The sequence below is a fragment of the Pseudomonas petroselini genome (genome assembly GCF_045037875.1).
Lineage (GTDB): Bacteria > Pseudomonadota > Gammaproteobacteria > Pseudomonadales > Pseudomonadaceae > Aquipseudomonas > Aquipseudomonas petroselini.
This window is the reverse complement of record NZ_CP173614.1, coordinates 1,456,140-1,483,062: the sequence shown is the minus strand read 5'-3', so window position 1 is coordinate 1,483,062 and position 26,923 is coordinate 1,456,140. Positions and strand designations below refer to the sequence as shown.

Genomic DNA, 26,923 nt, shown 5'->3' with positions numbered 1-26,923 from the left:
CTGCATACAGCCAGACGAGATATCAGCGCCGATATGAATCGACAAGCTGAAAGCCAGCTTTCTGATAAAGCGCGTGGACTTATCTCATTCAGGCAGATGGCAACCCCTGACTCCCTCCACCCAGACCTTTGATTAACCTGACTCGGACACCTACTCACTTAACACCCAGGAGATCCGATGACGCCCCTATCCAAATCACTGGAAACGTTGATCACTGATATTTATCAGGACGACAACGTTTCATTCACTGAATACAGGGCCCTGCGAGACGACGCCGATCGCCGCATGGCCTCGGTTATCGAAGAGTTCGGCCTGCATAACAACGTGACCGCCTTCCAGAAATCCATCGACGTGGCCATGCAGCTGTTGCAGAGCAGTGTGATCGATGCAAAAAAGGCCAGGCTGACCGATACGGGTGAGGCCATTGTCAAAGATGCGGTGACGGCCCAGGTGGAGTACTTGCGGGCGGGCAGCCAGCTGGCACTGCGCCTGCTGTGACCCCCCAAGTTTAAATCACTGTCTTCGTTCCGTCACATTGCGTTGCTACCGTCCTGCGAAATATCTTGCAACATCTCGCCAGGACTCCCGCGCAATGAGTGACGATCACGAAGACCGCCTTTCCCCCGATTCCGTAACGCAACCGTCGGTGGACACCAGCCGTCGGCGTTTCCTCGGGGGCGCGGCGGTGTTGGGGGTCGGCGCGACCTTGAGTGCCTGCGGCAATACCAGCGAGGCACCGGGTAAACCGGTGGCGCGACCGCTCACGCCACAAGAGCTGGACAAGGCGTTGCACGACCAAGTGAAAACCGTGGTGGTGATCTATGCCGAGAACCGCAGTTTCAACAACCTGTTTGCAGATTTCCCCGGTGTGGAGAAACCACTGTCGGCGCTTTCCGCTGCCGACACACAGCAACGCGACCGCGACGGTAGCATGCTGACCACCCTGCCTCCGGCCTGGGGCGGCGTGTTGCAGGTCGGCCCGCAAACGGTGGACGGGGTGACCTACCCCAGCGAAGTGCAATTCCAGGAAAACCTACCCAACGCGCCATTTGCCCTCAAGGGCCCGAATGCCGAAGACCTGCCTTTGAGCCTGGTCACGCGTGACCTGTGGCACGTGTTCTATCAGAACCAGATGCAGATCAACGGCGGCAAGAACGACGGTTTTGTCGCCTGGGCAGACTCAGGCGGCCTGGTGATGGGCCATTACGCCCAGAGCCGTTATTCCCTGCGCCTGTGGGACGTGGCCAAGGAGTTTGTACTCTGCGATAACTTCTTCCAGGGCGCGTTTGGTGGCTCGTTCCTCAACCATCAATACCTGATCAGCGCCACCGCGCCGTTTTACCCGAATGCCGCGCAATCGGTAGCCAAGGCGCAGATCGCCACGCTGCAGAGCGATGACCCCACCGACCCGCGTCTCAAGCCGCTGGACAAGTCCCCGGCCAGCGCTATGACCGGTCCGCCGCAGTTCGGCCCCAGCGCCCTGACCCCGGATGGGTACGGTGTGAATACCCTGGCCCCGCCCTATTGGCCGACCTGGATCCGCGACCCGGAAAACCCGGATTACGCAAAGGCCGATCTGCCTAACGTGCTGGTGCCGCAAACCCACGAACACATCGGTGACAAGCTGTCGAAAAAGAATGTCGATTGGGCCTGGTACGCCGGTGCGTGGCAAGCGACCCTGGACCAGTTCAAGGACTCGGGCGGCATCCCGAAGATTCCGAACTTCCAGTACCACCATCAGCCGTTCAACTACTTCAAGCAGCAGGGCCCGGAAAACCGCGCCGAGCGTGACAAACGCCTGCGCGATGGCGGTTTGGGGGATGAATCGAACACCAACCGGTTCTTTGCCGATGCCGAGGCCGGCAAACTGCCCGCCGTGACCTTCTACAAACCCCAGGGCAACCTGAACATGCACGCGGGCTATGCCGACGTAGCCTCGGGCGACCGTCATATCGCGCGCGCCTTGAAAGTGCTGCAAGAAAGCCCGCAGTGGAAAAACATGGTGGTGGTGGTGACCGTCGATGAAAACGGCGGCTGGTGGGACCACGTCGCGCCGCCCAAGGGCGACCGCTGGGGGCCGGGTACGCGGGTGCCAGCGATCGTGGTGTCACCGTTCGCGCGCAAAGGCACGGTGGACCATACGGTGTACGACACGGCGTCGATTCTGCGGCTGATCACCCGGGTGTTTCAGCTGGAGACCCTGGACGGCCTTAAGCAACGCGATGACGCAATGATCGCCCGCGGCCAGAAACCGATGGGGGACTTAAGCAACGCTTTACAGTTCAACCTGTAGGTTTTCTTATCCAATAGCGACACAGCGGCTGATTTAGCACGCGGTTTCCCTGGTCAGCCGCTACTGTGTGGAGGTGGGCTTTCACCCCGCGCAGACGGGCTTTCGCTGACAAGGAAACAACAATGTTTAAACCGACCAGGTTGTCCTTCACCCTGGCCGCACTGATGGCGAGTGCGGTCGTACAGGCCGACATCGAGGTACCGCTGGGGAGCACTCAGCGGGTAACCCAACTGTTTGCCTTCCCCAACAACTGCAATGTGATCTGCTTTCGGCCATGGACGCTGGAGCAGACTGCCGAGCACTATCTGAACCAGAGCCTGCAACGGGATGGTTACAGCCGGGCGAAAGTGAGCGTCAAGACCCATGACGGGCAGGTATCGGCGACCTTCAGCGGTGTGCCGGACACTTATGGCCAGCCCCTGACCACGTTGCTCAATACCGCAGACCTGGCCTATCAAGGTGCCAGCAACCTCAACAGCGACGGCAAGTGGGCCTACAACTGGTACTTGTTCCTGCCACTGGGCATGGCCTTGGAAAACCGTAAAAGCATCGAGCTGCTGCATTTCCCGCCGGACTACTCGCTGACTCAAGCCCAGGATTACCTCGAATCGGCCACCACCGACCGCTGGGCCACCCTGCTCACGGATAATGGCATCCCGGCGACCGAAACCCCGGCGTACCAGACCATCATCGATATCGCGCCCATCGCCGCGCCTTCCAATGCGGGCAAGGACCTGGAAAACGTCTACAGCTACTTCACCGATTACCAGACGCGCATGGTTCAAGAACTGAGCCTGCCCCCCAAAGGCGCTTTGCCGATGGTGGCGTTCGGCGCGCCGGTGCGCAGCTGGATCAAACAACAATACGGGCAGAGCGTGGCAGTGCTGGGCCTGGCGCAGATCAGCCCGGCCGCCGGCAAAACCGTCTCGGTGTTGGGTGCCAACCACCCGAGTTACATCTGGTATGCGGCCAGCCCCGACACCTACGACGGCAACGAGCAGAAAGCCGATGAGGCCGGTTTGAAGGTGATGGGCCAGGACCTGAGCGCCGCGTGCTGGCAGGCCGGGATGGGCCAAAAACCGGCGAGTGATGCGAACGTGCTGCTCAAGGCGTGCATAAATACCTGGCAAGTCACGCGCAAGGAGCAAACCTGTGAGTTGTTTTATACCTCGGTGCGCAACCTGTCCCCGGAAGAAGCCAACGCGAAATGTGCCACCCCGGCCATAAAAGCCCAGTTGAAGCAGCTGAAAAGCGCCGCCCCTGCTCCGGCCATCGCAGCCCCGGCACTGTAGCCGGTACACAAATAACCGATTTCTACTGTCAACATTGACAGTAGAAATCGGATCCATGTTGAGCGAGTCTTGAGCCGCACCCATCCGCTGCAAGACTGGTAGTCAGCCACCACCCGCAGGTCGATGCAGCCTGAACCAGGAGAGTTATGAAAACTCAAGCCATGGAAAAGGCTAAAACCACTGCAAGTGAGTGCCTTTACCCCTTCAACTCCACACTGGGAAAGGGCTACCCTTCGACGAAACACTTCGAAGTGGTGCACGCAGTCGATGGCATGGGCGCCGGTATCAAAGCGCAAGTCGCCTTCGATAGTCGCGTCTGCATCGCCAAGATCTCCGGCTATGCCCTCAGTGAACGACGCCTGCATACTTTGCAGTTGTCATCCCGCCTGCACCTCTATGACTGTTGGTTCACTGGCCTGCTCTCTCATTCCTGCGAACCGAACGTGTTTCTCGACCTGCATTACCTGGAGGTCTGGACCCTGCATGAGATCCTCGCCGGCGACCTCCTGACCATGGATTACGCCAGCACCGAAGACGTGCTGTTCCGGCAGTTCGCTTGCCAATGCCGCGAGCTGAACTGCCGAGGCTGGGTCACCGGTCGCGATGAGCCATTGAACGCCGAGGGACAAGCGTTCATGACCCGGTGGCGCGAGCGCAAACGCCCTTAGGCTTCGCCCAGCGGACGCAGGCGATACTGCGGCGGCAACTGCTCGAAACCACTGATGGTGGTGTTCAAGCTCTTCCAACGGCCATCCTTGATGCCGTAGATGCAGCCATGAATCGACAGGCTCTGCCCGCGATGCCAGGCGTTTTGCACAATGCTGGTGTGGCCGACGTTAGCCACTTGCTGGATCACATTCAGCTCGCACATGCGGTCTACGCGCTCTTCTTCGGTAGGCAATTGGGCCAACACGTCGCGGTTTTCGTAGTAAAGGTCACGAATGGTGCGCAGCCAGCCGTCGATCAGGCCGAACTGGCGGTCTTGCATCGAGGCGCGTACGCCGCCGCAGCCGTAGTGGCCGGTGACGAGGATGTGTTTGACCTTGAGCACGTCCACCGCGTACTGGATCACCGACAGGCAGTTGAGGTCGGTGTGCAACACCACGTTCGCAACGTTACGGTGCACGAACAGATCACCCGGCAGCATGCCGACGATTTCGTTGGCCGGTACGCGGGCATCGGAACAGCCGATCCACAGGTATTCCGGGGTTTGCTGGCGGGCGAGCTTGGCGAAGAATTCGGGATCTTCCTGTTTGATCGCATCCGCCCAGCGTTCGTTGTTATCAAGCAGGTCTTGTAGTTCGTTCATCAGGGAAAGCCTCAGGAATGATGCGCAGTTTTGTGACTGACAACCCCTCGTCCAGGTCACGCCGCACGCAAATTAGCTTGAATCTTTGGGGAGCCGAGCCTGTCCACACACTATAAGCCCCACAGTATGAGGATTGGCCATGACTGAATCACGACGTCCCTACGGCGCTACCCAGCCCGAACCCATTGATGACAACGAAGATCGCATGGGTTCGATGCGCGAGCTGGATTTTGACGATAAGCAACCGACCGCGGAGATCGGCGATGAGATCCCGCGCCGCGAGCGCGAGCACTTGATGCCCGACGAACGGGTGCGAGAGGCCGGGATGACCGGCGCTTCGACGGATGATCATGAATCGACCGACGATGACATGAGCCCCGAAACACTGATCCATGAAGATGGTGCGCGGGATGCCCAGGAAGCCGGCGAAAGTCAACCGGCCGACTGGGATTTGAGCATCGTGGATGAAGATGAGATTGGCGGCGGGAATGGGCTGGATGAGGCGGAGTTGGCGGATATCGACCCCGTCGACGGCAACCGCTGACACACCGTCGATCCAAATGTGGGAGGGGGCTTGCTCCCGGTAGCGGTGGATCAGTCGACACCTGCATTGACTGACAGCCCGCCATCGGGAGCAAGCCCCCTCCCACAGTGGTTTTTGTGACTTAGTCGACCAAGGTGCAGGCCATCACGACCGCATCTTCGCGGCCCCCCACGGCGGGGTAGTAGTCGCGCCGACGGCCGATTTCATTGAAGCCATAGCGCTCATACAGGCGAAACGCGCCGGTATTGCTGTCGCGCACTTCCAGGAAGCATTCCCGCGCATTGGCGGCATACGCGCGGGACATCAGGTGCTCCAGCAGTGCCAGGCCGAGGCCACGGCCCTGGTTTTCCGGCTTCACGGTGATGTTCAGCAAATGCGCTTCATCCAGGATGATCTGCACCACGCCGTGGCCCACTTGCTGCTCACCTTCGAACATCAGCCAGATCTGGTACTTGCCCAGCCCGTCGAGAAAGATCCCACGCGTCCAGGGGTGGCTGAACGCCGCGTATTCGATTTTCAGCACGGCGTCGAGGTCAGCCTCGGTCATCGGGCGGAAGGATAAAGCCTCACTCATCGGTTGTTTTCCAGCGCGCCATCAGCCGGCGCATGGCTTGCCAGACATCAGCCTTACGCTGTGGCTCTTCCATTAATAATTCCAGGCCCGGCAGGGCCCACACTGTGCCCAGGCTGTCGACCTGCAGCTCGCGGTACCAGGCTTCGGCATTGGCTTCACCGGCAAAGCGCACGGCGGGCAGGCCGATCAGCCACAGGCACACACAGGGTTCGTCTTCCAGGCGTGCCGAGACAAAGCCTTGCACAAAGTCCCGCGCGGCTTCCGGGCCCTGGTCCATGGTGCCACGCACCAGCAGCGGCCAACGTACCGGGTCGCCGACGATTTGCGGGCTGTCTGGCAGGCCGGCAGCGCGCAGCATGTCCTTAAGCAGCATGTAGGCGGGGTCGCGGGTCTGGAAGCGTTCACCGGTCGGCAACTCCACCAGCAGCAGGCAGCGCCCGGCCCGCAGCAATTGCAGGGCGAAACGCGGCGGCGGCACCACCGGGGCCTTGACCACCGGGGCGGCCTCCTCGACCACCTTGGCCGCCTTGACCACCGGCGAAGGGCGCGGCACTTCGATCTTCGCCCGTTCGACGGCCGGGCGCGATTCCGGAGTGGGTTTGACCACCGCCACCGGTGCAGCCGCCTCCTCCCCCGACGACTCGAATGCCTCATAGGGCTCAGGCGCCTGCAACAGCTCGGGCCGCGACGGCGCGGCAAACGGCAGTTCGGTGCGGGGCAGCCAGTTGACCACCTGCATGGCGGTCAAGTAAGCGCGACGTCGGGACTCGATAAGCACAGCTCGGCCACTTGTGGATAACTAAAGAGCGGGGATTCTACCGCTGTTCGGCAACAATCGCCCACTGCACACTGACCGGCTGTGGATAAATCCCGCGCCCGATGCAGTACAATCGCGACTTTTAATCGCCAACCAGCCGGCCATTCCGATGATCGAACCCAAGCGCGTCTTGCGCGCCCTCGCCGAACACTGGGCCCTGCTTGAGCCACTGTGCGAACACTTCGACCAAGGCACCCTGAGCCTGAGCGAACTGCGCGCGCAATTGGCGGCCCAACAACTGGACAGCACGCCCCAGGACATCACCAGCCTGCTGGACGTGTGGATTCGCCTGGATATCCTGGTGCCTGTCGCCAAGAGCCCGAACCGTTTCGAGCTCAACGCGCAGATCCACGACTTCCTGGCGTATCTTCGCAAGGAGCACCGGCTTGGCCTGTGCCTGGAAATCGAAGCCTACCTGCGCCACCTCGAGCGCCTGGCCGGTTATATCCAGGACGCCTTCGACATCCGTGATGGCCACGACCTGGCCCGCCAGCTGCGCCTGCTCGACATGCGCGTGCGCGACGTGTTGAAAAAACTCGCCAACGACGAACAGGCCCTCGCCGCCGTGGCCGACCGCGCCAAGACCAGCGACCGGCAGATTCCGTTGCGCCAGCGTTACGCCGAAGTCCTGGCGACCTGGGACGAATACGTCGAACCGATGATCCAGCTGGTGAACGCCGACGGCGCCTTCGAGCAAGGCGTGCGCAAGGTGGAGAACGTGCTGCTGCGCATGCTCACTGAGCAACAGCGCCTCGGCCACCTGGTGGACGACGACATGCTGCTGCGCACCCACGCGCGCATCCTCGAGATGCAGACCAGCGCCCAGCTGACCCTGCGTCATGCCCGCGAGCTGCTGCTGCCGCTGCGCGAAGAAGCGCGCCGGCATAATGCTGTGACCCGTGGCGCGGCGTTGGCCTTGTCGGCCATCCGACGTAAAGGCCTGGACGCGGTGCCGCAGGCGGCGATGCCGATGTTTACCCGGCCGCAAAGCACCTTCCTCGGCAGTGCCAGCCAGGTCGAGGCCTATGTGTATGCCCTGGCGAACTTCGAGCCGAAGCCGGCGCGGTTCCCCAAGGCGCACAAATCCCACAAGGGCGACGCCCAGCGGGCACCGCGCACGGTCAAGGAAATGCTCGAGCGCTGCGAAGACGCACTGCCGATGCCGGACCTGATGACCTGGCTGCTGGAGCAGGAACCGGACGGCGCCACCGACGAATTGCTGTACTGGTTCTCGCGCCTCTCGCGCGAAAAACGCTTCAAGCGCGAACGCCTGGAACGCCGCGATTACCACACACACGAGCACCAGGTCAGCCTGCGCTCATTCGCCCTGCTCCCGGCCAGCACCGACTCCGCCGAGAATTCTGCGAGCACGCCTTATGCATCTTGATCTATCCGAACTGTCCCAGCTGGCGCCGATCTTTCGCGAGCTGTTCAAGGGTTACCACGTCAGCCGCCGCGACCCGGAGCTGTACGCACAACTGTCGAACTTCCAGGACCAGTACCGCACGCTGTTCAAGGCCCTGGGCTTTGAACTGGTGTGCGATACCCGTGGCTTCTACTACTTCGTGCCGGACTCGGCCATCGCCAGTGCGCAGGTGAACAAGACCGCCCAGCGCCTGGCGTTGTTCACCTTCATCATCGTCGAGCATCTGGCCGACCAGGGCCGCGACCCGATTGCCGTGCTGGATGGTGGCAGCCTGGGCCGTGATGAGTTGCCGTCGCTGCTGGAGAAGTACCGCGACCTGTTCATCCAGGCCGAGGTGCAAACCCAGGAAGAACTCGAAGAGAAAATCATGCGCCGTATGACCCAGCTGGGTTTTGCCAGCGAAGACAACGGCATTTATCGCTTCCTGCCGCCCATGCACCGCTTCCTCGATGTGTGCCTGTCGGTGCAACAAGACCGCGACCTCGCAGCCAGCGTGCACAGCGTGTTGCCGCTGCCGGCACCGGTGATCATCGACGAAGACAGCGATGAGAAATTGCTGAAAACCGATGACCCACTCGACTTGAGCGACTTCGCGGATGAAAGCGAAGAAGACGCCCTGGCACGTGCTATTGCCGAAGAACAGGAGACCGACGCATGAGCAAAGAACGCTACGGCATCCGCCGCTTCGCCCTATTGAACACTGCCGGCTACAGCTTGGGCTTGTTCCCGCTGGAAGAACCGCTGTCGGTGTATGGCGCGAACAACCTGGGTAAATCCGCGTCGATCAACGCCTTGCAGTTCCCGATCCTGGCGCGCATGTCGGACATGAGTTTCGGCAAGTACACCCTGGAGCAATCGCGGCGCTTCTACTTCGCGACCGACACCAGCTACATCCTCGTGGAAGTCTCCCTGCCCCACGGTCCGCACGTGATCGGCGTGGTCGGGCGCGGCCCTGGCGGTGGTTTCGGGCACCAGTTCTTTGCCTACGCCGGTAAGCTGGACCTGGCTCACTACCAGAAGAACGACACCTGCCTGCGTCAGAAAGAGCTGTTCACCAACCTGGAACGCGAAGGCCTGAAAGCCTACGAACTCAAGCCGGATGAACTGCGCCGGTTGCTGGTGGGTGGTCATACGTCGATCCCGCTGGACCTGACGCTGATCCCGCTGCGATCCACCAGCGAGCAGAGCCTGAAGACCTTCCGCGCGCTGTTTATCAACCTGCTGCACATGCGCGAAATCACGGCGGCCAAGCTCAAGCAACTGTTTCTGGATGCGTTTGAACACAGCCTGCGTTCTGGCAGCGTGGATTACATCGCGGCGTGCGAAGAAGCCTTCCGCGATGTGCGACGCATGGAGCAGGACTACAACTCGCTGGTAGCGGCCGGCCCGCTGGTCGAGGCGCTGTCCAATGGCGTTCGCCAGCGCGACGTGTTGCGCGGCAAATTGCATCGCCTGTCGCCACTGCTGGATTCGTTGCTGGGCACCTGGTCGAACTACGCCAGTGCGCGCAAAGAAGAGCTGACGATCCAGGCCGAGCACTACCGTAATGAGCAGGACACGCTGCAGAACGACCAACGTGGCGGCACCCAGGAGCTGATGCGCCTGGAGCGGGAAATCAGCGGGATTCAGCGTTGGTTGGGCGAGCTGTCGGTGCTCAAGCATCGCTTTGCGCTCGTGGATGACGTGAAAGTGCTGGAGCAACAGCTGCTGGCGGCCAAGGATGCTCACGATGAATTGGCGGGCGCCCTCGCGCAGTCGCGGCAGTTCAGCGCCGAGGATTTGGACGAGCGTCTGCGCGACCTGGAAAAGCGCTTGAAGTCGGTCAAGCAGCAGCTCGACCACGCCGATAACAACAGCTACGCCAAACTGCGGGAAGAATTCTCACAGCAGGATGTCGAGCGTCTGATGCGCCTGTTCAACAGCTCGTTGTTCAGCCTGCCGTTGGGCGAGCATGGCATCACGCTGGATGAGGACGGCCAGTGGGTCAAATCACTGGAGCAGATCCTGGATGGCTTCAAGGGCGAGCGTTTTGAAGTGCCGGGGCTGTCCATCGACATCTCGCACATCGAACCACCGGCCTTACAGGCTTTGGCGGATCGCGCTGCGTTGCGCGACCAGAAAGAGCGACTGGAGAAAGAACTCAAGCAGCTGAAAACCCAGCAGGCTGTCGCGTCTGACCGCGCCGCGAGCAAGACCCAGACCGAAGCGCTCTACCAGCAGGTACTTGACGCACAGAAGGCCCTCGAAGACTTCCGCCGCGCACAAACCCTAAGCGCGGAAGAAGGCGAGAAGCTGGAAAACCTGGCGCAGATGGAAGCGGCGCAGGATGAGTTGAAACGCTCCAGCGATGCGTTCACCGAGCGCGTCCAGCAACTGTCGGCCAAGCTGCAACTGGTAGGCCGCCAGATCGGCGATATGGAAGCCAAACAGCGTACGCTGGATGACGCGTTGCGCCGTCGCCAGCTGTTGCCGGCGGACTTGCCGTTCGGCACACCGTTCATGGACCCGGTCGACGACTCCATGGACAACCTGTTGCCGCTGCTCAATGACTATCAGGACAGCTGGCAAGGGTTGCTGCGCGCCGATGGCCAGATCGAGGCGTTGTATGCGCAGGTGCGCCTCAAGGGCGTGGCCAAGTTCGACAGTGAAGATGATGTCGAGCGTCGCCTGCAACTGCTGATCAACGCGTATGCGCACCGCACCGATGAAGCGTTGACGCTGGGCAAGGCACGTCGCGCGGCGGTCACTGACATTGCGCGTACCCTGCGCAATATCCGCAGCGACTACGACAGCCTTGAGCACCAGTTGGCGTTGTTCAACCGCGAGATCAACAAGCGTCAGGTCTCCAACCTGCAGAGCTTCCGCATCGTGTTGGCACCGAACAAGGAAGCGCTCAAGCATATCGACCAGATTATCCACAGTGCCGGTCAATACGAAGAGGGCGAGACCCTGTCGGTGTTCGACCTCAGCCAGAGCGCCGAGCAGGACAACAAGAACGAAGAAGCCAAGGAATACCTCGCGCGCCTGGTGGCTGCCAACCATAACCAGCTGGGCCTCAAGGACCTGTTCGAGCTGGCCTTCGAGATCACCAAGGTGCATGGCCAACCCGTGATCCATACCGACATTGATGGCGCGGCGTCCAACGGCACCACCATGACCATCAAGGCGCTGACCAACATGTACTTGTTGCTGCACTTGATGGACCGCGACCAGGCCGGGCGTGTGCGCTTGCCGTACTACCTCGACGAGGCGGCGGATATCGATGAAAAGAACCAGGCGGCGTTGCTGGAAACCAGCTTGCAGCTGGGCTTTGTGCCGATCCTGGCCAGTGTGAAGCCGCAGGTGTCCGCCCAGGTGGCGATCGACCTGGAAGGCGGTAGCGGGCCAAACGGGATCTATATCGATGAGGCGGATTGGAAGTATATCCGTCGTCATGATGCGGTGAAGGCGACGGTGAATGTGCAGGCGGATGAGCCGGAGTTGGATGAAGTCTGACTTTCTGAGCTGAAATGCAAAAGGCCCCTGGATGAGAATCCAAGGGCCTTTTTTTGTGTTGTTTGTGCCGGCGTTTTTCGCGGGCAAGCCCGCTCCCACAGTTAACTGCGTTTATCCTGTAGGAACGCAGTCGAATGTGGGAGCCGGGCTTGCCCGCGATGGCCGCGACTCGGTTTATTTGCCGAGCGGAATTTTAGGCGCCCAGGTCAGCCATTCATCTTCGAACTTGTCGAACAGCGGGAAGGTTTGCTGCGGCCGAGCGGCGTTGCCCATGCGCTCGCCGTCTGGGGTGGCGAAGGCGATGCCGCCGGCAACCAGGGTTTCCAGCGATTCGGTGCGTACGGTGGCGCCTTTGAACAGGCCGAAGTCGAGGCCGAAGCCGCTGGTGTTCCAGAAGCGGCTGCCACTGCGTACCAGGGGTGCGTACTTGGGCTCGATCAGGACATGGATGAGTACACGGTCCGCCGTTTGGCCCAACTCGTAACCTGTTACTTTGCCGACGGTAACTTCGCGATAGGTGACCGGTACGCCTTCCTTGAGCGAACCACGGCGTGCGGCGCTGAGTGTCAGGCTCAGGCCAGCCTCTTGATGGGCGGCTTCAGGAGGCTGGTCCAGCGCGACAAAGCTCTTTTGCGGGCCGGCGTTTTTCGCAGCCGGCTGCACTTCGATGTATTGCCCGGTGACCAGGGTTTCGAGGTTGGAGGTTTTCATCAGGCCCAACTCAGGCTTGACTACCCAGAACTGGCTGCCGACGCGCGCAATGCGGTCCGCTACTTGGGTGATACGTGCACTGAGCACTACCGACTGCATATCCGCACTGAGGTCGACACTTTCGATCTTACCCACGTCCAGGCCCTTGAAGCGCACCGGGGTGCCAGGGCGCATGCCATCGGCGCGGTCGACTTTGATAGTGACCAGAGTGCCATGTTGGTTGGCGGCCTCTCGGTCGGCAAACAGACGGAAACGCGGAATGCGTTTTTTCAGCGGTACGTTCGGTTGCGGGGTTTCAAACGCGATACCGCCAGCCATCAAGCTGGCCAGGGATTCACTTTTCACCTGAATGCCACCGGTGAGCCCACCGGTCAGGGTGACACCGCTGGCATTCCAGAAGCGCGTCGAGCCGTTGACCAGATTTTCGTATTCCTTCTCGATGTGAACGCCGATCACCAACTGTTTGTTCTTGCGCGAGAATTGGTAGCTCTGCACCGAGCCGACCTTGACCTGTTTGTAGAGAACCGGGCTGCCGACATCCAGGGAGCCGAGGTTATCGGTAAACAGCACCATGTGCAGGCCCGGTGAACGCAGGTCCAACGGTGGCGCTTTGGCGCGGGCGATGTACTCGCGTTGTGGTGGAGTGCCTTTGTCACCTGGGCGAATGGCGATGTAGTTGCCTTTGACCAAGGCTTCAAGGCCAGTGATGCCGGCCAGGGAGATAGAGGGTTTGACTACCCAGAACTGGGTGTCCTGAACCAGGTAATCCTCGGCCAAGGGGTCGAGTGTCAGTTCGGCATTGGCACTGGAAAGATCCGGGTTGATTTTCAGGGTCTTCAGGCTGCCAACTTGGATGCCCTTGTACATGACCGGAGTACGCCCGGCCTGCAGACCTTCGAAATCTGCCAGCTGGACCTTCACCTTGATCCCGGCGGCGGCGGCGTCGAAATCTTCGTAGAGCCGGAAAGGCAGGCTTGGGTCGGTCGGCGGGCTGTCCTTGCGATTCTCTGGCGTGGCGAAGGCGATGCCACCGGCAACGATGCTGGAGAGCGATTCGCTGCGCACCTTCAACCCGGACAGGTTGGCGTCGATGCTGATGCCACTGGCGTTCCAGAAACGGGTGTGTTTGCGCACGAGGCTGGCGTAGGTCGGTTCGATATAGACCTTGATTTCGACGGTGCTCTGGTCCTCGGAAAGCAGGTAGCTTTTGACTTGCCCAACCTGTATCTGCTTATAGAACACCGGGCTGCCACGGTTGAGGGAGCCAAGACGGTCGGCCTTGACGGTCAGGTGAAGACCGGGCTTGGCGTCGGACAAGGGTGGCTCTTCAGAGAGCGCCTTGAATTTGCGCGAGGGCTCACCGTCGCCTGGACTGGCGGCGATGTAGTTACCCGATACCAGGGTTTCCAGGCCGGTGATGCCGGCCAGGCTGACGCTGGGTTTGACCAACCAGAAGCGGGTATTGGTCTTGAGGTATTGCTCGACGTCCTTGTTCATCTCGATGGTGGCAATCACCCCTCGATTATTACCTTCGTCGTCCAGGGCCAGGGCCTTGACCTTGCCCACCGGCATACCTTTGTAGACCACTTCGGTTTTGTTGACTTGGATACCTTCGCCGCTTTCAAAGCGCACTTGGATATCGATGCCCTGCTGGGAATAGGCACGCCATCCCAGCCAGCCACCAATGATCAGGGCAATCAGGGGCAGCACCCAAATGGCCGACCAATTGGAGGCCGGGCGGGTTTTAGCTTTAGGCAAATCACTCATGGTCGTCGTCCGACTCCGTGTTATCCCAAATCAGTCGGGGATCAAAAGTTACTGCGGCAAGCATCGTCAAGATCACCACACTGGCGAACGCTGCAGCACCGAGATTGGCCTCGACACTGGCAAGTCGTCCAAAATTTACAACGGCCACCAAGATGGCAATCACGAAGATATCCAGCATGGACCAGCGACCGATGAATTCGATAAAGCGGTACATCACAATGCGTTGTTGCGCGGACAGCGGTTGGCGACGCTGCACCGAGAACAGTAGCAAACCTATGCCTACCAGCTTGAACGTCGGTACCAGGATGCTAGCGATGAATACGACTGCCGCAATCGGGAACATACCGTGCTGCACCAGTTGGATCACACCGGCCATGATGGTACTGGGATCACCTTGGCCCAAGGAATTGATGGTCATGATGGGCAGCAGGTTAGCCGGGATATACAAAATCGCTGCCGTGACCAGCAACGCCCAGGTACGTGTGAGGCTGTTGGGACGGCGGGCATGGATCAGCGCACCGCAACGTGTACAGATCTGCTCATCCGAATCAGCGTCTTGTTTGTTCAATTCATGACATTCGGTACAAATCAGAATGCCTGCATCAATCGCCCGCATGATCGTCCTCTCCTGAGAGCGCTTGCCAGATCTGGTGGGGCGACATCACCACCTCAAGCAACACCTGAACCATTAGTAGGCTGACAAAACAGACCAGGCCCAGTCCGACTGTGATGGAGGCCATGTCGGCAAGTTTTACGATCGCCACCAGCACGCCCATCAAATAAACCTCCAACATCCCCCAATCCTTCATGTGATGGTAGATGCGGTACAGCAGCAGTCCATAGCTGCGGCCGATATTCCAACGGATGCTGAGCAACACTGCCAACTGGCAGAGCAGCTTGAGCAAAGGAATGCCCATGCTGCATAGGAACACCACCACAGCCACGCCTTGCATGCCTGTATCGAAAAGGCCAACAACGCCGCTCCAGACGGTGTCTTCAGAGGACTGCCCGAGTAGATTGAGCTGCATGATGGGTAAAAAGTTCGCGGGGATGTACAGCAACAGTGCCGCAAGTACCAGGGCAAGGCTACGTTCAACGACATTGTGGCGGTGAGCATACAGCTCGTAACCGCAACGGGGGCATTGGGCTTTTTCGCCGAGGGCGAGCACTGGCTTGCGCATCAGCAAGTCGCACTCGTGGCATGCCACCAGGTCGTCCAGTGGTAAATCCGACACCTCAAGGGCATCAACCGGATCGGGCATAGATAGGGCTCGGACTCTAAAAAAGGTTAGGTGCCTATTCTAGTGGTCTAGTTCAGAAATAACTGTGCAAATTTGTCAGGGGATCAAGTGCCGGTTTTGGGTTTTCGACCGCCCAAAACAAAACCCCATCTGCTTTCGCAAATGGGGTTTCGGAATTTAATCTTGACGATGACCTACTCTCACATGGGGAAACCCCACACTACCATCGGCGATGCATCGTTTCACTACTGAGTTCGGGATGGGATCAGGTGGTTCCAATGCTCTATGGTCGTCAAGAAATTCGGGTACTGAGTCGCGGCCAGCTGGCCTCGCTTCAGCAAATTGGGTATGTGATAGCTTTCGGTGCTTTGTGAGCGTCGAACTTTCGGTTCATTTCGTCTTCACACACCGCAATCTGATGCTCGTTAGAGTAGTCAAATTGCTTGGGTGTTATATGGTCAAGCCTCACGGGCAATTAGTATTGGTTAGCTCAACGCCTCACAGCGCTTACACACCCAACCTATCAACGTCGTAGTCTTCGACGGCCCTTCAGGGAACTCAAGGTTCCAGTGAGATCTCATCTTGAGGCTAGTTTCCCGCTTAGATGCTTTCAGCGGTTATCTATTCCGAACATAGCTACCCGGCAATGCCACTGGCGTGACAACCGGAACACCAGAGGTTCGTCCACTCCGGTCCTCTCGTACTAGGAGCAGCCCCTCTCAAATCTCAAACGTCCACGGCAGATAGGGACCGAACTGTCTCACGACGTTCTAAACCCAGCTCGCGTACCACTTTAAATGGCGAACAGCCATACCCTTGGGACCGGCTTCAGCCCCAGGATGTGATGAGCCGACATCGAGGTGCCAAACACCGCCGTCGATATGAACTCTTGGGCGGTATCAGCCTGTTATCCCCGGAGTACCTTTTATCCGTTGAGCGATGGCCCTTCCATACAGAACCACCGGATCACTAAGACCTACTTTCGTACCTGCTCGACGTGTCTGTCTCGCAGTCAAGCGCGCTTTTGCCTTTATACTCTACGACCGATTTCCGACCGGTCTGAGCGCACCTTCGTACTCCTCCGTTACTCTTTAGGAGGAGACCGCCCCAGTCAAACTACCCACCATACACTGTCCTCGATCCGGATAACGGACCTGAGTTAGAACCTCAAAGTTGCCAGGGTGGTATTTCAAGGTTGGCTCCACGCAGACTGGCGTCCACGCTTCAAAGCCTCCCACCTATCCTACACAAGCAAATTCAAAGTCCAGTGCAAAGCTATAGTAAAGGTTCACGGGGTCTTTCCGTCTAGCCGCGGATACACTGCATCTTCACAGCGATTTCAATTTCACTGAGTCTCGGGTGGAGACAGCGCCGCCATCGTTACGCCATTCGTGCAGGTCGGAACTTACCCGACAAGGAATTTCGCTACCTTAGGACCGTTATAGTTACGGCCGCCGTTTACCGGGGCTTCGATCAAGAGCTTCGCGTTAGCTAACCCCATCAATTAACCTTCCGGCACCGGGCAGGCGTCACACCCTATACGTCCACTTTCGTGTTTGCAGAGTGCTGTGTTTTTAATAAACAGTCGCAGCGGCCTGGTATCTTCGACCGGCATGAGCTTACGGAGCAAGTCCTTCACCCTCACCGGCGCACCTTCTCCCGAAGTTACGGTGCCATTTTGCCTAGTTCCTTCACCCGAGTTCTCTCAAGCGCCTTGGTATTCTCTACCCAACCACCTGTGTCGGTTTGGGGTACGGTTCCTGGTTACCTGAAGCTTAGAAGCTTTTCTTGGAAGCATGGCATCAACCACTTCGTTACCTAAAAGGTAACTCGTCATCAGCTCTCGGCCTTAAGATCCCGGATTTACCTAAGATCTCAGCCTACCACCTTAAACTTGGACAACCAACGCCAAGCTGGCCTAGCCTTCTCCGTCCCTCCATCGCAATAACCAGAAGTACAGGAATATTAACCTGTTTTCCATCGACTACGCTTTTCAGCCTCGCCTTAGGGACCGACTAACCCTGCGTCGATTAACGTTGCGCAGGAAACCTTGGTCTTTCGGCGTGGGTGTTTTTCACACCCATTGTCGTTACTCATGTCAGCATTCGCACTTCTGATACCTCCAGCAAGCTTCTCAACTCACCTTCACAGGCTTACAGAACGCTCCTCTACCGCATCACTTACGTGATACCCGTAGCTTCGGTGTATGGTTTGAGCCCCGTTACATCTTCCGCGCAGGCCGACTCGACTAGTGAGCTATTACGCTTTCTTTAAAGGGTGGCTGCTTCTAAGCCAACCTCCTAGCTGTCTAAGCCTTCCCACATCGTTTCCCACTTAACCATAACTTTGGGACCTTAGCTGACGGTCTGGGTTGTTTCCCTTTTCACGACGGACGTTAGCACCCGCCGTGTGTCTCCCATGCTCGGCACTTGTAGGTATTCGGAGTTTGCATCGGTTTGGTAAGTCGGGATGACCCCCTAGCCGAAACAGTGCTCTACCCCCTACAGTGATACATGAGGCGCTACCTAAATAGCTTTCGAGGAGAACCAGCTATCTCCGAGCTTGATTAGCCTTTCACTCCGATCCACAGGTCATCCGCTAACTTTTCAACGGTAGTCGGTTCGGTCCTCCAGTTAGTGTTACCCAACCTTCAACCTGCCCATGGATAGATCGCCCGGTTTCGGGTCTATTCCCAGCGACTAGACGCCCTATTAAGACTCGCTTTCGCTACGCCTCCCCTATTCGGTTAAGCTCGCCACTGAAAATAAGTCGCTGACCCATTATACAAAAGGTACGCAGTCACCCAACAAAGTGGGCTCCCACTGCTTGTACGCATACGGTTTCAGGATCTATTTCACTCCCCTCTCCGGGGTTCTTTTCGCCTTTCCCTCACGGTACTAGTTCACTATCGGTCAGTCAGTAGTATTTAGCCTTGGAGGATGGTCCCCCCATATTCAGACAAAGTTTCTCGTGCTCCGTCCTACTCGATTTCATGACTAAGAGATTTTCGCGTACAGGGCTATCACCCACTATGGCCGCACTTTCCAGAGCGTTCCGCTAATCTCAAAGCCACTTAAGGGCTAGTCCCCGTTCGCTCGCCACTACTAAGGGAATCTCGGTTGATTTCTTTTCCTCAGGGTACTTAGATGTTTCAGTTCCCCTGGTTCGCCTCTTAAGCCTATGTATTCAGCTTAAGATAACCATCTTATGATGGCTGGGTTCCCCCATTCAGACATCTCCGGATCAAAGTCTGTTTGCCGACTCCCCGAAGCTTTTCGCAGGCTACCACGTCTTTCATCGCCTCTGACTGCCAAGGCATCCACCGTATGCGCTTCTTCACTTGACCATATAACCCCAAGCAATCTGGTTATACTGTGAAGACAACATTCGCCGAAAATTCGAATTTCTCAACTAAGAGAACTCACAAATTTTACCTTAGCCTGAGCCGTTACCAGTGAAAGTAACGTTCAGTCTATCTTTCTATCACATACCCAAATTTTTAAAGAACGATCTAATCAAAGACTAGAAATCAACATTCATCACCGTCTGGGTGGAATGCTCATTTCTAAGCTTTCAAAACTTCAGAAGCAGTAGTGGTGGAGCCAAACGGGATCGAACCGTTGACCTCCTGCGTGCAAGGCAGGCGCTCTCCCAGCTGAGCTATGGCCCCGTATTTCTACAGGCGTTTCCCACACAAAATTGGTGGGTCTGGGCAGATTCGAACTGCCGACCTCACCCTTATCAGGGGTGCGCTCTAACCAACTGAGCTACAGACCCAATTTCGGGCTGCTTCTTATCGTCTTCTTCAATGAATCAAGCAATTCGTGTGGGAACTTATGGAGCAGCTGATGTCGTCGATTAAGGAGGTGATCCAGCCGCAGGTTCCCCTACGGCTACCTTGTTACGACTTCACCCCAGTCATGAATCACACCGTGGTAACCGTCCTCCCGAAGGTTAGACTAGCTACTTCTGGTGCAACCCACTCCCATGGTGTGACGGGCGGTGTGTACAAGGCCCGGGAACGTATTCACCGCGACATTCTGATTCGCGATTACTAGCGATTCCGACTTCACGCAGTCGAGTTGCAGACTGCGATCCGGACTACGATCGGTTTTGTGGGATTAGCTCCACCTCGCGGCTTGGCAACCCTCTGTACCGACCATTGTAGCACGTGTGTAGCCCAGGCCGTAAGGGCCATGATGACTTGACGTCATCCCCACCTTCCTCCGGTTTGTCACCGGCAGTCTCCTTAGAGTGCCCACCATTACGTGCTGGTAACTAAGGACAAGGGTTGCGCTCGTTACGGGACTTAACCCAACATCTCACGACACGAGCTGACGACAGCCATGCAGCACCTGTCTCAATGTTCCCGAAGGCACCAATCTATCTCTAGAAAGTTCATTGGATGTCAAGGCCTGGTAAGGTTCTTCGCGTTGCTTCGAATTAAACCACATGCTCCACCGCTTGTGCGGGCCCCCGTCAATTCATTTGAGTTTTAACCTTGCGGCCGTACTCCCCAGGCGGTCAACTTAATGCGTTAGCTGCGCCACTAAGAGCTCAAGGCTCCCAACGGCTAGTTGACATCGTTTACGGCGTGGACTACCAGGGTATCTAATCCTGTTTGCTCCCCACGCTTTCGCACCTCAGTGTCAGTATCAGTCCAGGTGGTCGCCTTCGCCACTGGTGTTCCTTCCTATATCTACGCATTTCACCGCTACACAGGAAATTCCACCACCCTCTACCATACTCTAGTCAGTCAGTTTTGAATGCAGTTCCCAGGTTGAGCCCGGGGATTTCACATCCAACTTAACAAACCACCTACGCGCGCTTTACGCCCAGTAATTCCGATTAACGCTTGCACCCTCTGTATTACCGCGGCTGCTGGCACAGAGTTAGCCGGTGCTTATTCTGTCGGTAACGTCAAAACAATCACGTATTAGGTAACTGCCCTTCCTCCCAACTTAAAGTGCTTTACAATCCGAAGACCTTCTTCACACACGCGGCATGGCTGGATCAGGCTTTCGCCCATTGTCCAATATTCCCCACTGCTGCCTCCCGTAGGAGTCTGGACCGTGTCTCAGTTCCAGTGTGACTGATCATCCTCTCAGACCAGTTACGGATCGTCGCCTTGGTGAGCCATTACCTCACCAACTAGCTAATCCGACCTAGGCTCATCTGATAGCGCAAGGCCCGAAGGTCCCCTGCTTTCTCCCGTAGGACGTATGCGGTATTAGCGTCCGTTTCCGAACGTTATCCCCCACTACCAGGCAGATTCCTAGGCATTACTCACCCGTCCGCCGCTCTCAAGAGAAGCAAGCTTCTCTCTACCGCTCGACTTGCATGTGTTAGGCCTGCCGCCAGCGTTCAATCTGAGCCATGATCAAACTCTTCAGTTCAAACATCTTTGGGTTTTTAAGAAACCCTAAACTTGGCTCAGCAATCGTTGGTTACATCTTTGATTTCTCGCGGAGTAACTTGTGATGCTGATAATCTTGTTGACTATCAGTCTGACTCCACAAGCACCCACACGAATTGCTTGATTCAGTTGTTAAAGAGCGGTTGGTTAAGATCTTTCGTCTCAACCGAGGCGCGCATTCTACAGCAGCCTCATTTGCTGTCAAGCGATTATTTTCAGAAGTTTTCGAAGATTTCTTCAACAACTTCAACCACTTGCGCTTCCGATCTCTCGTTAGCGGGAGGCGAATTCTACAGCGTTACACGCTGCTGTCAACACCTCTTTTTCTCCGCTTTCGACCGAGAGGATCGAAACGTTAATAGAGCCAAACAACACTGCCCTACCAACTCCTTCTGGGCTTCGATGAACTGAAGCAACTCGCTGTCGAATCTTTCGTAACTCTTTGTTTACCAATGAGTTTTCCGTTTCGACTGCGCCGGAAGTGGGGCGAATTATAGACTTCCAGGATCTGCCGTCAACACCTTTTTTCACATTTCTGTCATATCGGTCAAAAAGCGCTCAAAAACGCAAAAGCCGGCCCCAAGGGGCCGGCTTTCTAGCACACCTTACAGGCTAGGGAAGGCAAACTGCGACGCTTCATGGCTGGCCCGTTGCGGCCAACGCTGGGTAATCGCCTTGCGACGGGTATAGAAACGCACCCCATCCGGCCCATAGGCATGCAGGTCGCCAAACAGCGAACGCTTCCAGCCACCAAAGCTGTGATACGCCACCGGCACCGGCAGTGGAACGTTAACGCCCACCATGCCCACTTCAATCTCATCGCAGAATAGACGCGCCGCTTCACCATCACGGGTGAAGATACACGTACCGTTACCGTATTCATGGTCGTTGATCAGTTGCATCGCCGCTTCCAGGCTAGCCACCCGCACCACGCACAGCACCGGCCCAAAGATCTCTTCTTTGTAGATACGCATTTCAGGCGTCACATGATCAAACAGACTGCCCCCCAGGAAGAACCCCTCTTCATGGCCCGCAACACTCAGCCCGCGGCCATCCACCACCAACTTGGCGCCCGAAGAAACACCGTCTTCTATATAGCCACTGACTTTGTCACGCGCCTGACCGGTCACCAGCGGCCCCATATCCAGGCCACAAGAGGTGCCCGCACCGATCTTCAACGCCTTGACCTGCGGCACCAGCTTGGCGATTAACGCATCCGCCACCTGGTCACCCACGCACACAGCCACCGAGATCGCCATGCAACGCTCGCCGCAGGAACCGTACGCCGCGCCCATCAAAGCACTGACGGCGTTATCCAGGTCCGCATCCGGCATCAGTACCGCGTGGTTCTTCGCGCCACCCAGTGCCTGTACGCGCTTACCGCGTTTGGTCGCTTCGGAATAGATGTACTCGGCAATCGGCGTCGAGCCCACGAAGCTCAGCGCTTTCACTTCCGGCGCTTCGATCAGCGCATCCACAGCGCCCTTGTCACCGTGCACCACGCTCAGCACGCCTTTAGGCAGACCCGCCTCCTGCAGCAGCTGTGCGATCAAGAGCGTCGAACTCGGATCACGCTCCGAGGGTTTCAGAATGAAACAGTTCCCGCAGACAATCGCCAGCGGGTACATCCACAACGGCACCATCGCCGGGAAGTTGAACGGCGTGATACCAGCCACTACCCCCAGCGGCTGGAAATCCGACCACGCATCAATGTTCGGCCCTACGTTACGGCTGTACTCGCCCTTCAGAATCTCCGGCGCCGAGCACGCGTACTCAACGTTTTCGATCCCACGCTTCAGCTCACCGGCGGCGTCTTCCAGCGTCTTACCATGCTCTTCGCTGATCAACTGCGAGATACGCGCTTCGTTCTGCTCCAGCAATTGCTTGAAACGGAACATCACCTGAGCACGTCTGGCGGGCGGGGTATTACGCCAAGCCGGGAACGCCGCCTTGGCCGAGTCGATCGCCTGTTGAATGGTTTCACGGCTGGCCAACGGCACCTGGTGGATCACCTGCCCGGTGGACGGGTTGTACACGTCGGCACTGCGACCGCTGTCGTTGACCAACTCGCCGTTGATCAAATGCTGGATAAGGCTCATGCAGGGCTCCTGAAAAGTTGTTCTATATAGAAGGAGAAATCAGTCGATCTTGTTCAGCACTTCGCCGACCGCATCGAACAGGCGATCCAGGTCCTGCGGCTTGCTGTTGAAGGTTGGCCCGAACTGCAGGGTGTCGCCACCAAAACGCACGTAGAAACCGGCTTTCCACAAGGCCATGCCGGCCTCGAAGGGGCGCACGATCGCATCACCGTCACGCGGGGCAATCTGGATAGCGCCCGCAAGCCCGTAGTTTCGGATGTCGATGACGTTCTTGCTGCCCTTCAGGCCATGCAGCGCATTCTCAAAGTGCGGGGCGACTTCGGCGACGCTCTGCACCAGGTTTTCCTTCTGCAACAGCTCCAATGCCGCCAGGCCGGCGGCGCAGGCTACCGGGTGCGCCGAATAGGTGTAGCCGTGCGGGAATTCAACTGCGTACTCCGGCGTCGCCTGGTTCATGAACGTCTGATAGATCTCACTGCTGGCAATCACCCCGCCCATCGGGATGGCGCCGTTGGTGACTTGCTTGGCGATGCACATCAGGTCCGGGGTCACGCCGAAGCTGTCGGCACCGAACATCGAGCCGGTACGGCCGAAACCGGTGATCACTTCATCGAACACCAGCAGGATGTTGTGTTGATCGCAGATCTCACGCAGGCGCTTGAGGTAACCCTGAGGCGGCACCAGCACGCCAGCGGAACCCGCCATCGGCTCGACAAACACCGCAGCGATGTTCGACGCATCGTGCAATTCAATCAGCTTGAGCAGCTCATCGGCCAACGCGATACCGCCCTGCTCCGGCATGCCGCGGGAGAAGGCATTGCTTGCCAGCAACGTGTGCGGCAGATGGTCAACGTCCATCAAGCCCTGGCCAAACAACTTACGGTTACCGTTGACGCCACCCAGGCTGGTACCGGCGATGTTCACACCGTGATAACCACGGGCGCGGCCGATCATCTTGGTCTTGGTGGCCTGGCCTTTGAGGCGCCAGTACGCACGCACCATTTTCACCGCGGTGTCGGCGCACTCGGAGCCGGAATCGGTGAAGAACACATGATTCAGGTTGCCAGGGGTCAGGTCGGTGATTTTTTCCGCCAATTGGAAGGACAACGGATGACCGTACTGGAAGCCCGGCGAGTAGTCCAAAGTCCCCAGTTGCTTGGCGACCGCTTCCTGGATTTCCTTACGCGTGTGCCCGGCGCCGCAGGTCCACAGGCCCGACAACGAGTCATACACCTTGCGCCCCTTGTCATCAATCAACCAACTACCTTCAGCCGCCACGATCAGGCGCGGGTCTCGCTGAAAGTTACGGTTGGCCGTGTACGGCATCCAGTGAGCGTCCAGCTTCAATTGGCTGGCCAGGGACGATGGGGCGTTTTCGGGCATGTTCATCAGCAAAACCTCGCAAGGCAAAAGGCAGCGTCGGGATTGAAAAAGCGTTGTTGCAGCTAAATTGCCACGGCGATAAAGTCGGTGAAATCCAACTCTTCTAACCTTCAGTCAGGCCTTCACTAAACTATGAGCAGCCGTCGACCCGATCCCCTGGCGCAAGTCAGCGACTTTGATATCCGCCTGCTGCGCATCTTTCGCAGCGTGGTGGAGTGCGGGGGCTTTTCGGCGGCGGAAACCGTGCTGGGCATCGGGCGTTCGGCGATCAGCCAGCAAATGAGCGATCTTGAGCAACGGCTCGGATTAAGACTGTGCCAACGCGGCCGCGCCGGGTTCTCCCTGACCGAAGAGGGTCGCGAGGTCTACCAATCGGCCCTGCAACTATTAAGTGCCTTGGAAAGCTTTCGCACCGAGGTCAACGGCCTGCACCAGCATCTGCGCGGGGAACTGATCATCGGCCTCACCGACAACCTCGTCACTCTGCCCCATATGCGCATCACCCACGCGCTCGCGCAATTGAAGGAGCGCGGCCCGGACGTGCAGATCCAGATCCGTATGATCGCCCCCAACGAAGTTGAACAAGGCGTACTCGACGGCCGCTTGCATGTCGGCGTGGTGCCCCAGGCCAGCGCCCTGTCGGGGTTGGAATACCAGCCGCTGTACAGCGAGCGTTCACTGCTCTACTGCGCGGTGGGCCATCCGTTGTTCTATGCCGAAGACAGGCAGCTGGACGATGCACGCATCGATGCCCAGGACGCCATCGCCCCGACCTTCCGCCTGCCCGCCGAGATCCAGGCCCATTACCAAGTCCTCAACTGCACCGCCAGCGCCTCCGACCGCGAAGGCATGGCCTTCCTGATCCTCACCGGTCGCTACATCGGCTACTTGCCCGATCACTACGCCAGCCTGTGGGTACAACAAGGCCGACTGCGTGCGCTGAAACCGGCTACACGTTTTTACGATTTGAGCCTCGCATCGGTCACGCGCAAGGGCCGCCGCCCCCATTTGGTGCTGGAAAGCTTCCTCGAAAGCCTGGCCGCAACGCGCTAACCCAGGTTTTTTGTGAAAAGCTGAGCAACTGGACAGCTTTTTGCAAGCGCACAAGGACCTAGAACCGTCCGACTCGAGTTTGCCCGCCATGCCACCAGAAACCTCCAGCCCCAGCGACCTTATCTACGGCCTCAACGACCGGCCGAAACCTGCCCCGGCCTTCCTCGCCGCACTGCAACACGTGCTGGCCGCCTTTGTTGGCATCATCACCCCGCCGCTGATCATCGGTTCTACCTTGGGACTCACCGCGCATTTACCGTACCTGATCAGCATGGCGTTGATGGTTTCCGGTGTGGGCACCTTCATCCAGGCGCGTAGGCCATTTGGTATCGGCGCCGGGATGATCTGCCTGCAAGGCACCAGCTTCGCGTTCCTCGGCGCGGTGCTGTCGGCGGGTTTCCTGGTGAAGCAACGCGGCGGCAGTCCGGAAGACATCATGGCAATGATCTTTGGCGTGTGCTTTTTCGGCGCCGCGGTGCAGATCGTGCTGAGCCGATTCATCGGTCAACTGCGTCGGGTCATCACGCCGCTGGTGACCGGGATTGTCATCACCCTGATCGGCATCAGCTTGATCAAGGTCGGCATCACTGATCTTGGCGGCGGTTTAAACGCCCCCGACTTCGGCGCACCCACCAACCTGGCGCTGGGTCTGTTCGTGGTGTTGACGATCATCCTGCTCAACCGCTCCAACACGCCGTGGGTACGCCTCTCGGCCATCATCATCGGCCTGGCCCTTGGCAGCCTGGCCGCCTGGTTCAGCGGCAAACTCGTGCCCCAAGCCCTGCCCGACCTGCCGCTGGTGAGCCTGCCGATTCCGTTTCGCTTCGGTTTCAACTTCGACTGGAGCGCTTTCCTGCCGATCGCGCTGATTTATCTGATCAGCAGCATCGAAACCGTCGGCGACCTCACCGCCAACTGCATGATCGCCCGCCAGCCCATCAGCGGCCCTTCCTATATAAGCCGGCTCAAGGGCGGCGTACTCGGCGATGGCGTGAGCTGCATGATCGCCGCCACCTTCAGCGCCTTCCCCAACACCACCTTCGCGCAAAACAACGGCGTGATCCAACTCACCGGCGTGGCCAGCCGTTACGTCGGCTTATATATCGGCGTGGTGTTGTTTGGCCTGGGCCTGTTTCCGTTGATCGGCGCAGTGCTGCAGCAAATCCCCAAACCGGTACTGGGCGGCGCAACCTTGGTGATGTTCGGCAGTGTGGCCGCCGCCGGCGTGCGCATCCTCGCCCAGGCACCGCTGGACCGGCGCAGCATGCTGATCATCGCCACGTCGTTTGGTGTCGGCCTGGGCATCGCCGCCCAACCGAACCTGCTGCACTTGATGCCTATGCTGGTGCAGAACCTGTTCGATTCGGCCATCACCAGCGGCGGGCTGACGGCCATCGTGTTGTGCCTGTTATTGCCGGAAGCCAAAGCCTCCCGTGCTGACGCAAACCACACAACGGAAAGCGACACACTGGAACCGCTTTGACGGTTTTATTGCATCAGGAC

At 58.2% G+C, this 26,923-nt stretch carries 18 protein-coding genes, 2 tRNA genes and 3 rRNA genes; 10 read left to right on the top strand and 13 right to left on the bottom strand.

Annotation, left to right across the window (positions count from 1 at the left end; translation table 11 throughout):
• Positions 1-177 precede the first annotated feature (177 nt).
• From ACI512_RS06805 to ACI512_RS06790, 4 genes are all read left to right on the top strand, one after another.
• The gene (locus ACI512_RS06805) at positions 178-498 is read left to right on the top strand and encodes a hypothetical protein (RefSeq protein WP_236379745.1); all 321 of its coding nucleotides are present in this window, start codon (positions 178-180) and stop codon (positions 496-498) included.
• Between the two features lie 94 nt (positions 499-592).
• Positions 593-2,293, top strand: a complete 1,701-nt coding sequence (gene acpA, locus ACI512_RS06800; RefSeq protein ID WP_236379744.1) for an acid phosphatase — start codon at positions 593-595, stop codon at positions 2,291-2,293.
• Positions 2,294-2,415: 122 nt separating this feature from the next.
• On the top strand, positions 2,416-3,585 hold the full coding sequence (locus ACI512_RS06795; RefSeq protein WP_236379743.1) for a hypothetical protein: 1,170 nt from the start codon (positions 2,416-2,418) through the stop codon (positions 3,583-3,585).
• Between the two features lie 146 nt (positions 3,586-3,731).
• Positions 3,732-4,253, top strand: a complete 522-nt coding sequence (locus ACI512_RS06790) for a hypothetical protein (protein ID WP_064054670.1) — start codon at positions 3,732-3,734, stop codon at positions 4,251-4,253.
• Here the strand turns inward: ACI512_RS06790 and can are convergent.
• Entirely contained in the window at positions 4,250-4,894 is a 645-nt protein-coding gene (can, locus tag ACI512_RS06785; RefSeq protein WP_003188288.1) for a carbonate dehydratase, read from the bottom strand. The two genes, ACI512_RS06790 and can, sit on opposite strands and share 4 nt — an antisense overlap.
• A gap of 139 nt (positions 4,895-5,033) precedes the next feature.
• On the opposite strand from can, the gene ACI512_RS06780 reads away from it, so the two are divergent.
• Positions 5,034-5,438: a hypothetical protein gene (locus tag ACI512_RS06780; RefSeq protein WP_043204736.1), complete on the top strand. Its 405-nt coding sequence runs from the start codon at positions 5,034-5,036 to the stop codon at positions 5,436-5,438.
• Between the two features lie 121 nt (positions 5,439-5,559).
• Here the strand turns inward: ACI512_RS06780 and rimI are convergent, their stop codons facing one another.
• Together rimI and ACI512_RS06770 are read right to left on the bottom strand one after the other, a co-directional pair.
• Positions 5,560-6,012 carry a ribosomal protein S18-alanine N-acetyltransferase gene (gene rimI / locus ACI512_RS06775; RefSeq protein ID WP_003188286.1) on the bottom strand — a complete coding sequence of 151 codons (453 nt, stop codon included), beginning with the start codon at positions 6,010-6,012 and terminating at the stop codon, positions 5,560-5,562.
• Complete coding sequence (locus ACI512_RS06770) at positions 6,005-6,751, bottom strand: hypothetical protein (RefSeq protein ID WP_052308614.1); 747 nt, start codon at positions 6,749-6,751, stop codon at positions 6,005-6,007. The genes rimI and ACI512_RS06770 overlap by 8 nt, the downstream gene beginning before the upstream one ends.
• 187 nt (positions 6,752-6,938) lie before the next feature.
• On the opposite strand from ACI512_RS06770, the gene mksB reads away from it, so the two are divergent.
• Genes mksB through mksF form a run of 3 tightly spaced genes read left to right on the top strand, consistent with a single transcriptional unit; the run spans position 6,939 to position 11,750 of the window.
• A complete protein-coding gene (gene mksB, locus ACI512_RS06765) occupies positions 6,939-8,216 on the top strand; it encodes an Mks condensin complex protein MksB (RefSeq protein ID WP_012722060.1) in 1,278 nt (425 codons plus the stop codon).
• Positions 8,206-8,913 carry an Mks condensin complex protein MksE gene (gene mksE / locus ACI512_RS06760; protein ID WP_012722059.1) on the top strand — a complete coding sequence of 236 codons (708 nt, stop codon included), beginning with the start codon at positions 8,206-8,208 and terminating at the stop codon, positions 8,911-8,913. The genes mksB and mksE overlap by 11 nt, the downstream gene beginning before the upstream one ends.
• Positions 8,910-11,750 carry an Mks condensin complex protein MksF gene (gene mksF / locus ACI512_RS06755; protein ID WP_236379742.1) on the top strand — a complete coding sequence of 947 codons (2,841 nt, stop codon included), beginning with the start codon at positions 8,910-8,912 and terminating at the stop codon, positions 11,748-11,750. The genes mksE and mksF overlap by 4 nt, the downstream gene beginning before the upstream one ends.
• A gap of 174 nt (positions 11,751-11,924) precedes the next feature.
• On the opposite strand, the gene ACI512_RS06750 is transcribed toward mksF, so the two are convergent.
• The 10 genes from ACI512_RS06750 to ACI512_RS06705 form a co-directional block, all read right to left on the bottom strand.
• Positions 11,925-14,228, bottom strand: coding sequence for a PqiB family protein (locus ACI512_RS06750; RefSeq protein ID WP_236379741.1), 2,304 nt, complete (start codon positions 14,226-14,228; stop codon positions 11,925-11,927).
• Entirely contained in the window at positions 14,221-14,844 is a 624-nt protein-coding gene (locus ACI512_RS06745; protein WP_012722056.1) for a paraquat-inducible protein A, read from the bottom strand. The genes ACI512_RS06750 and ACI512_RS06745 overlap by 8 nt, the downstream gene beginning before the upstream one ends.
• On the bottom strand, positions 14,831-15,490 hold the full coding sequence (locus tag ACI512_RS06740) for a paraquat-inducible protein A (RefSeq protein ID WP_012722055.1): 660 nt from the start codon (positions 15,488-15,490) through the stop codon (positions 14,831-14,833). The genes ACI512_RS06745 and ACI512_RS06740 overlap by 14 nt, the downstream gene beginning before the upstream one ends.
• A gap of 160 nt (positions 15,491-15,650) precedes the next feature.
• Positions 15,651-15,766 (bottom strand): 5S ribosomal RNA (gene rrf, locus ACI512_RS06735).
• A 157-nt stretch (positions 15,767-15,923) separates the two neighbouring features.
• A 23S ribosomal RNA gene (locus ACI512_RS06730) occupies positions 15,924-18,815 on the bottom strand.
• Between the two features lie 248 nt (positions 18,816-19,063).
• A tRNA-Ala gene (locus tag ACI512_RS06725) sits at positions 19,064-19,139 on the bottom strand.
• 30 nt (positions 19,140-19,169) lie between these two features.
• A tRNA-Ile gene (locus ACI512_RS06720) sits at positions 19,170-19,246 on the bottom strand.
• An 82-nt stretch (positions 19,247-19,328) separates the two neighbouring features.
• Positions 19,329-20,865, bottom strand: a 16S ribosomal RNA gene (locus tag ACI512_RS06715).
• The 16S, 23S and 5S rRNA genes sit together here with 2 tRNA genes alongside, the layout of an rRNA operon.
• Before the next feature lie 625 nt (positions 20,866-21,490).
• A complete protein-coding gene (locus tag ACI512_RS06710; RefSeq protein ID WP_236379419.1) occupies positions 21,491-22,984 on the bottom strand; it encodes a CoA-acylating methylmalonate-semialdehyde dehydrogenase in 1,494 nt (497 codons plus the stop codon).
• Positions 22,985-23,023: 39 nt separating this feature from the next.
• Positions 23,024-24,373 (bottom strand): aspartate aminotransferase family protein, encoded by a 1,350-nt coding sequence (locus ACI512_RS06705; RefSeq protein WP_236379417.1) that lies wholly within the window; start codon positions 24,371-24,373, stop codon positions 23,024-23,026.
• Between the two features lie 126 nt (positions 24,374-24,499).
• Between ACI512_RS06705 and ACI512_RS06700 the strand changes: the two genes are divergently transcribed.
• Positions 24,500-25,420 carry a LysR family transcriptional regulator gene (locus tag ACI512_RS06700; protein WP_236379415.1) on the top strand — a complete coding sequence of 307 codons (921 nt, stop codon included), beginning with the start codon at positions 24,500-24,502 and terminating at the stop codon, positions 25,418-25,420.
• A gap of 88 nt (positions 25,421-25,508) precedes the next feature.
• The gene (locus tag ACI512_RS06695; protein ID WP_236379413.1) at positions 25,509-26,903 is read left to right on the top strand and encodes a uracil-xanthine permease family protein; all 1,395 of its coding nucleotides are present in this window, start codon (positions 25,509-25,511) and stop codon (positions 26,901-26,903) included.
• Positions 26,904-26,923 lie beyond the last annotated feature (20 nt).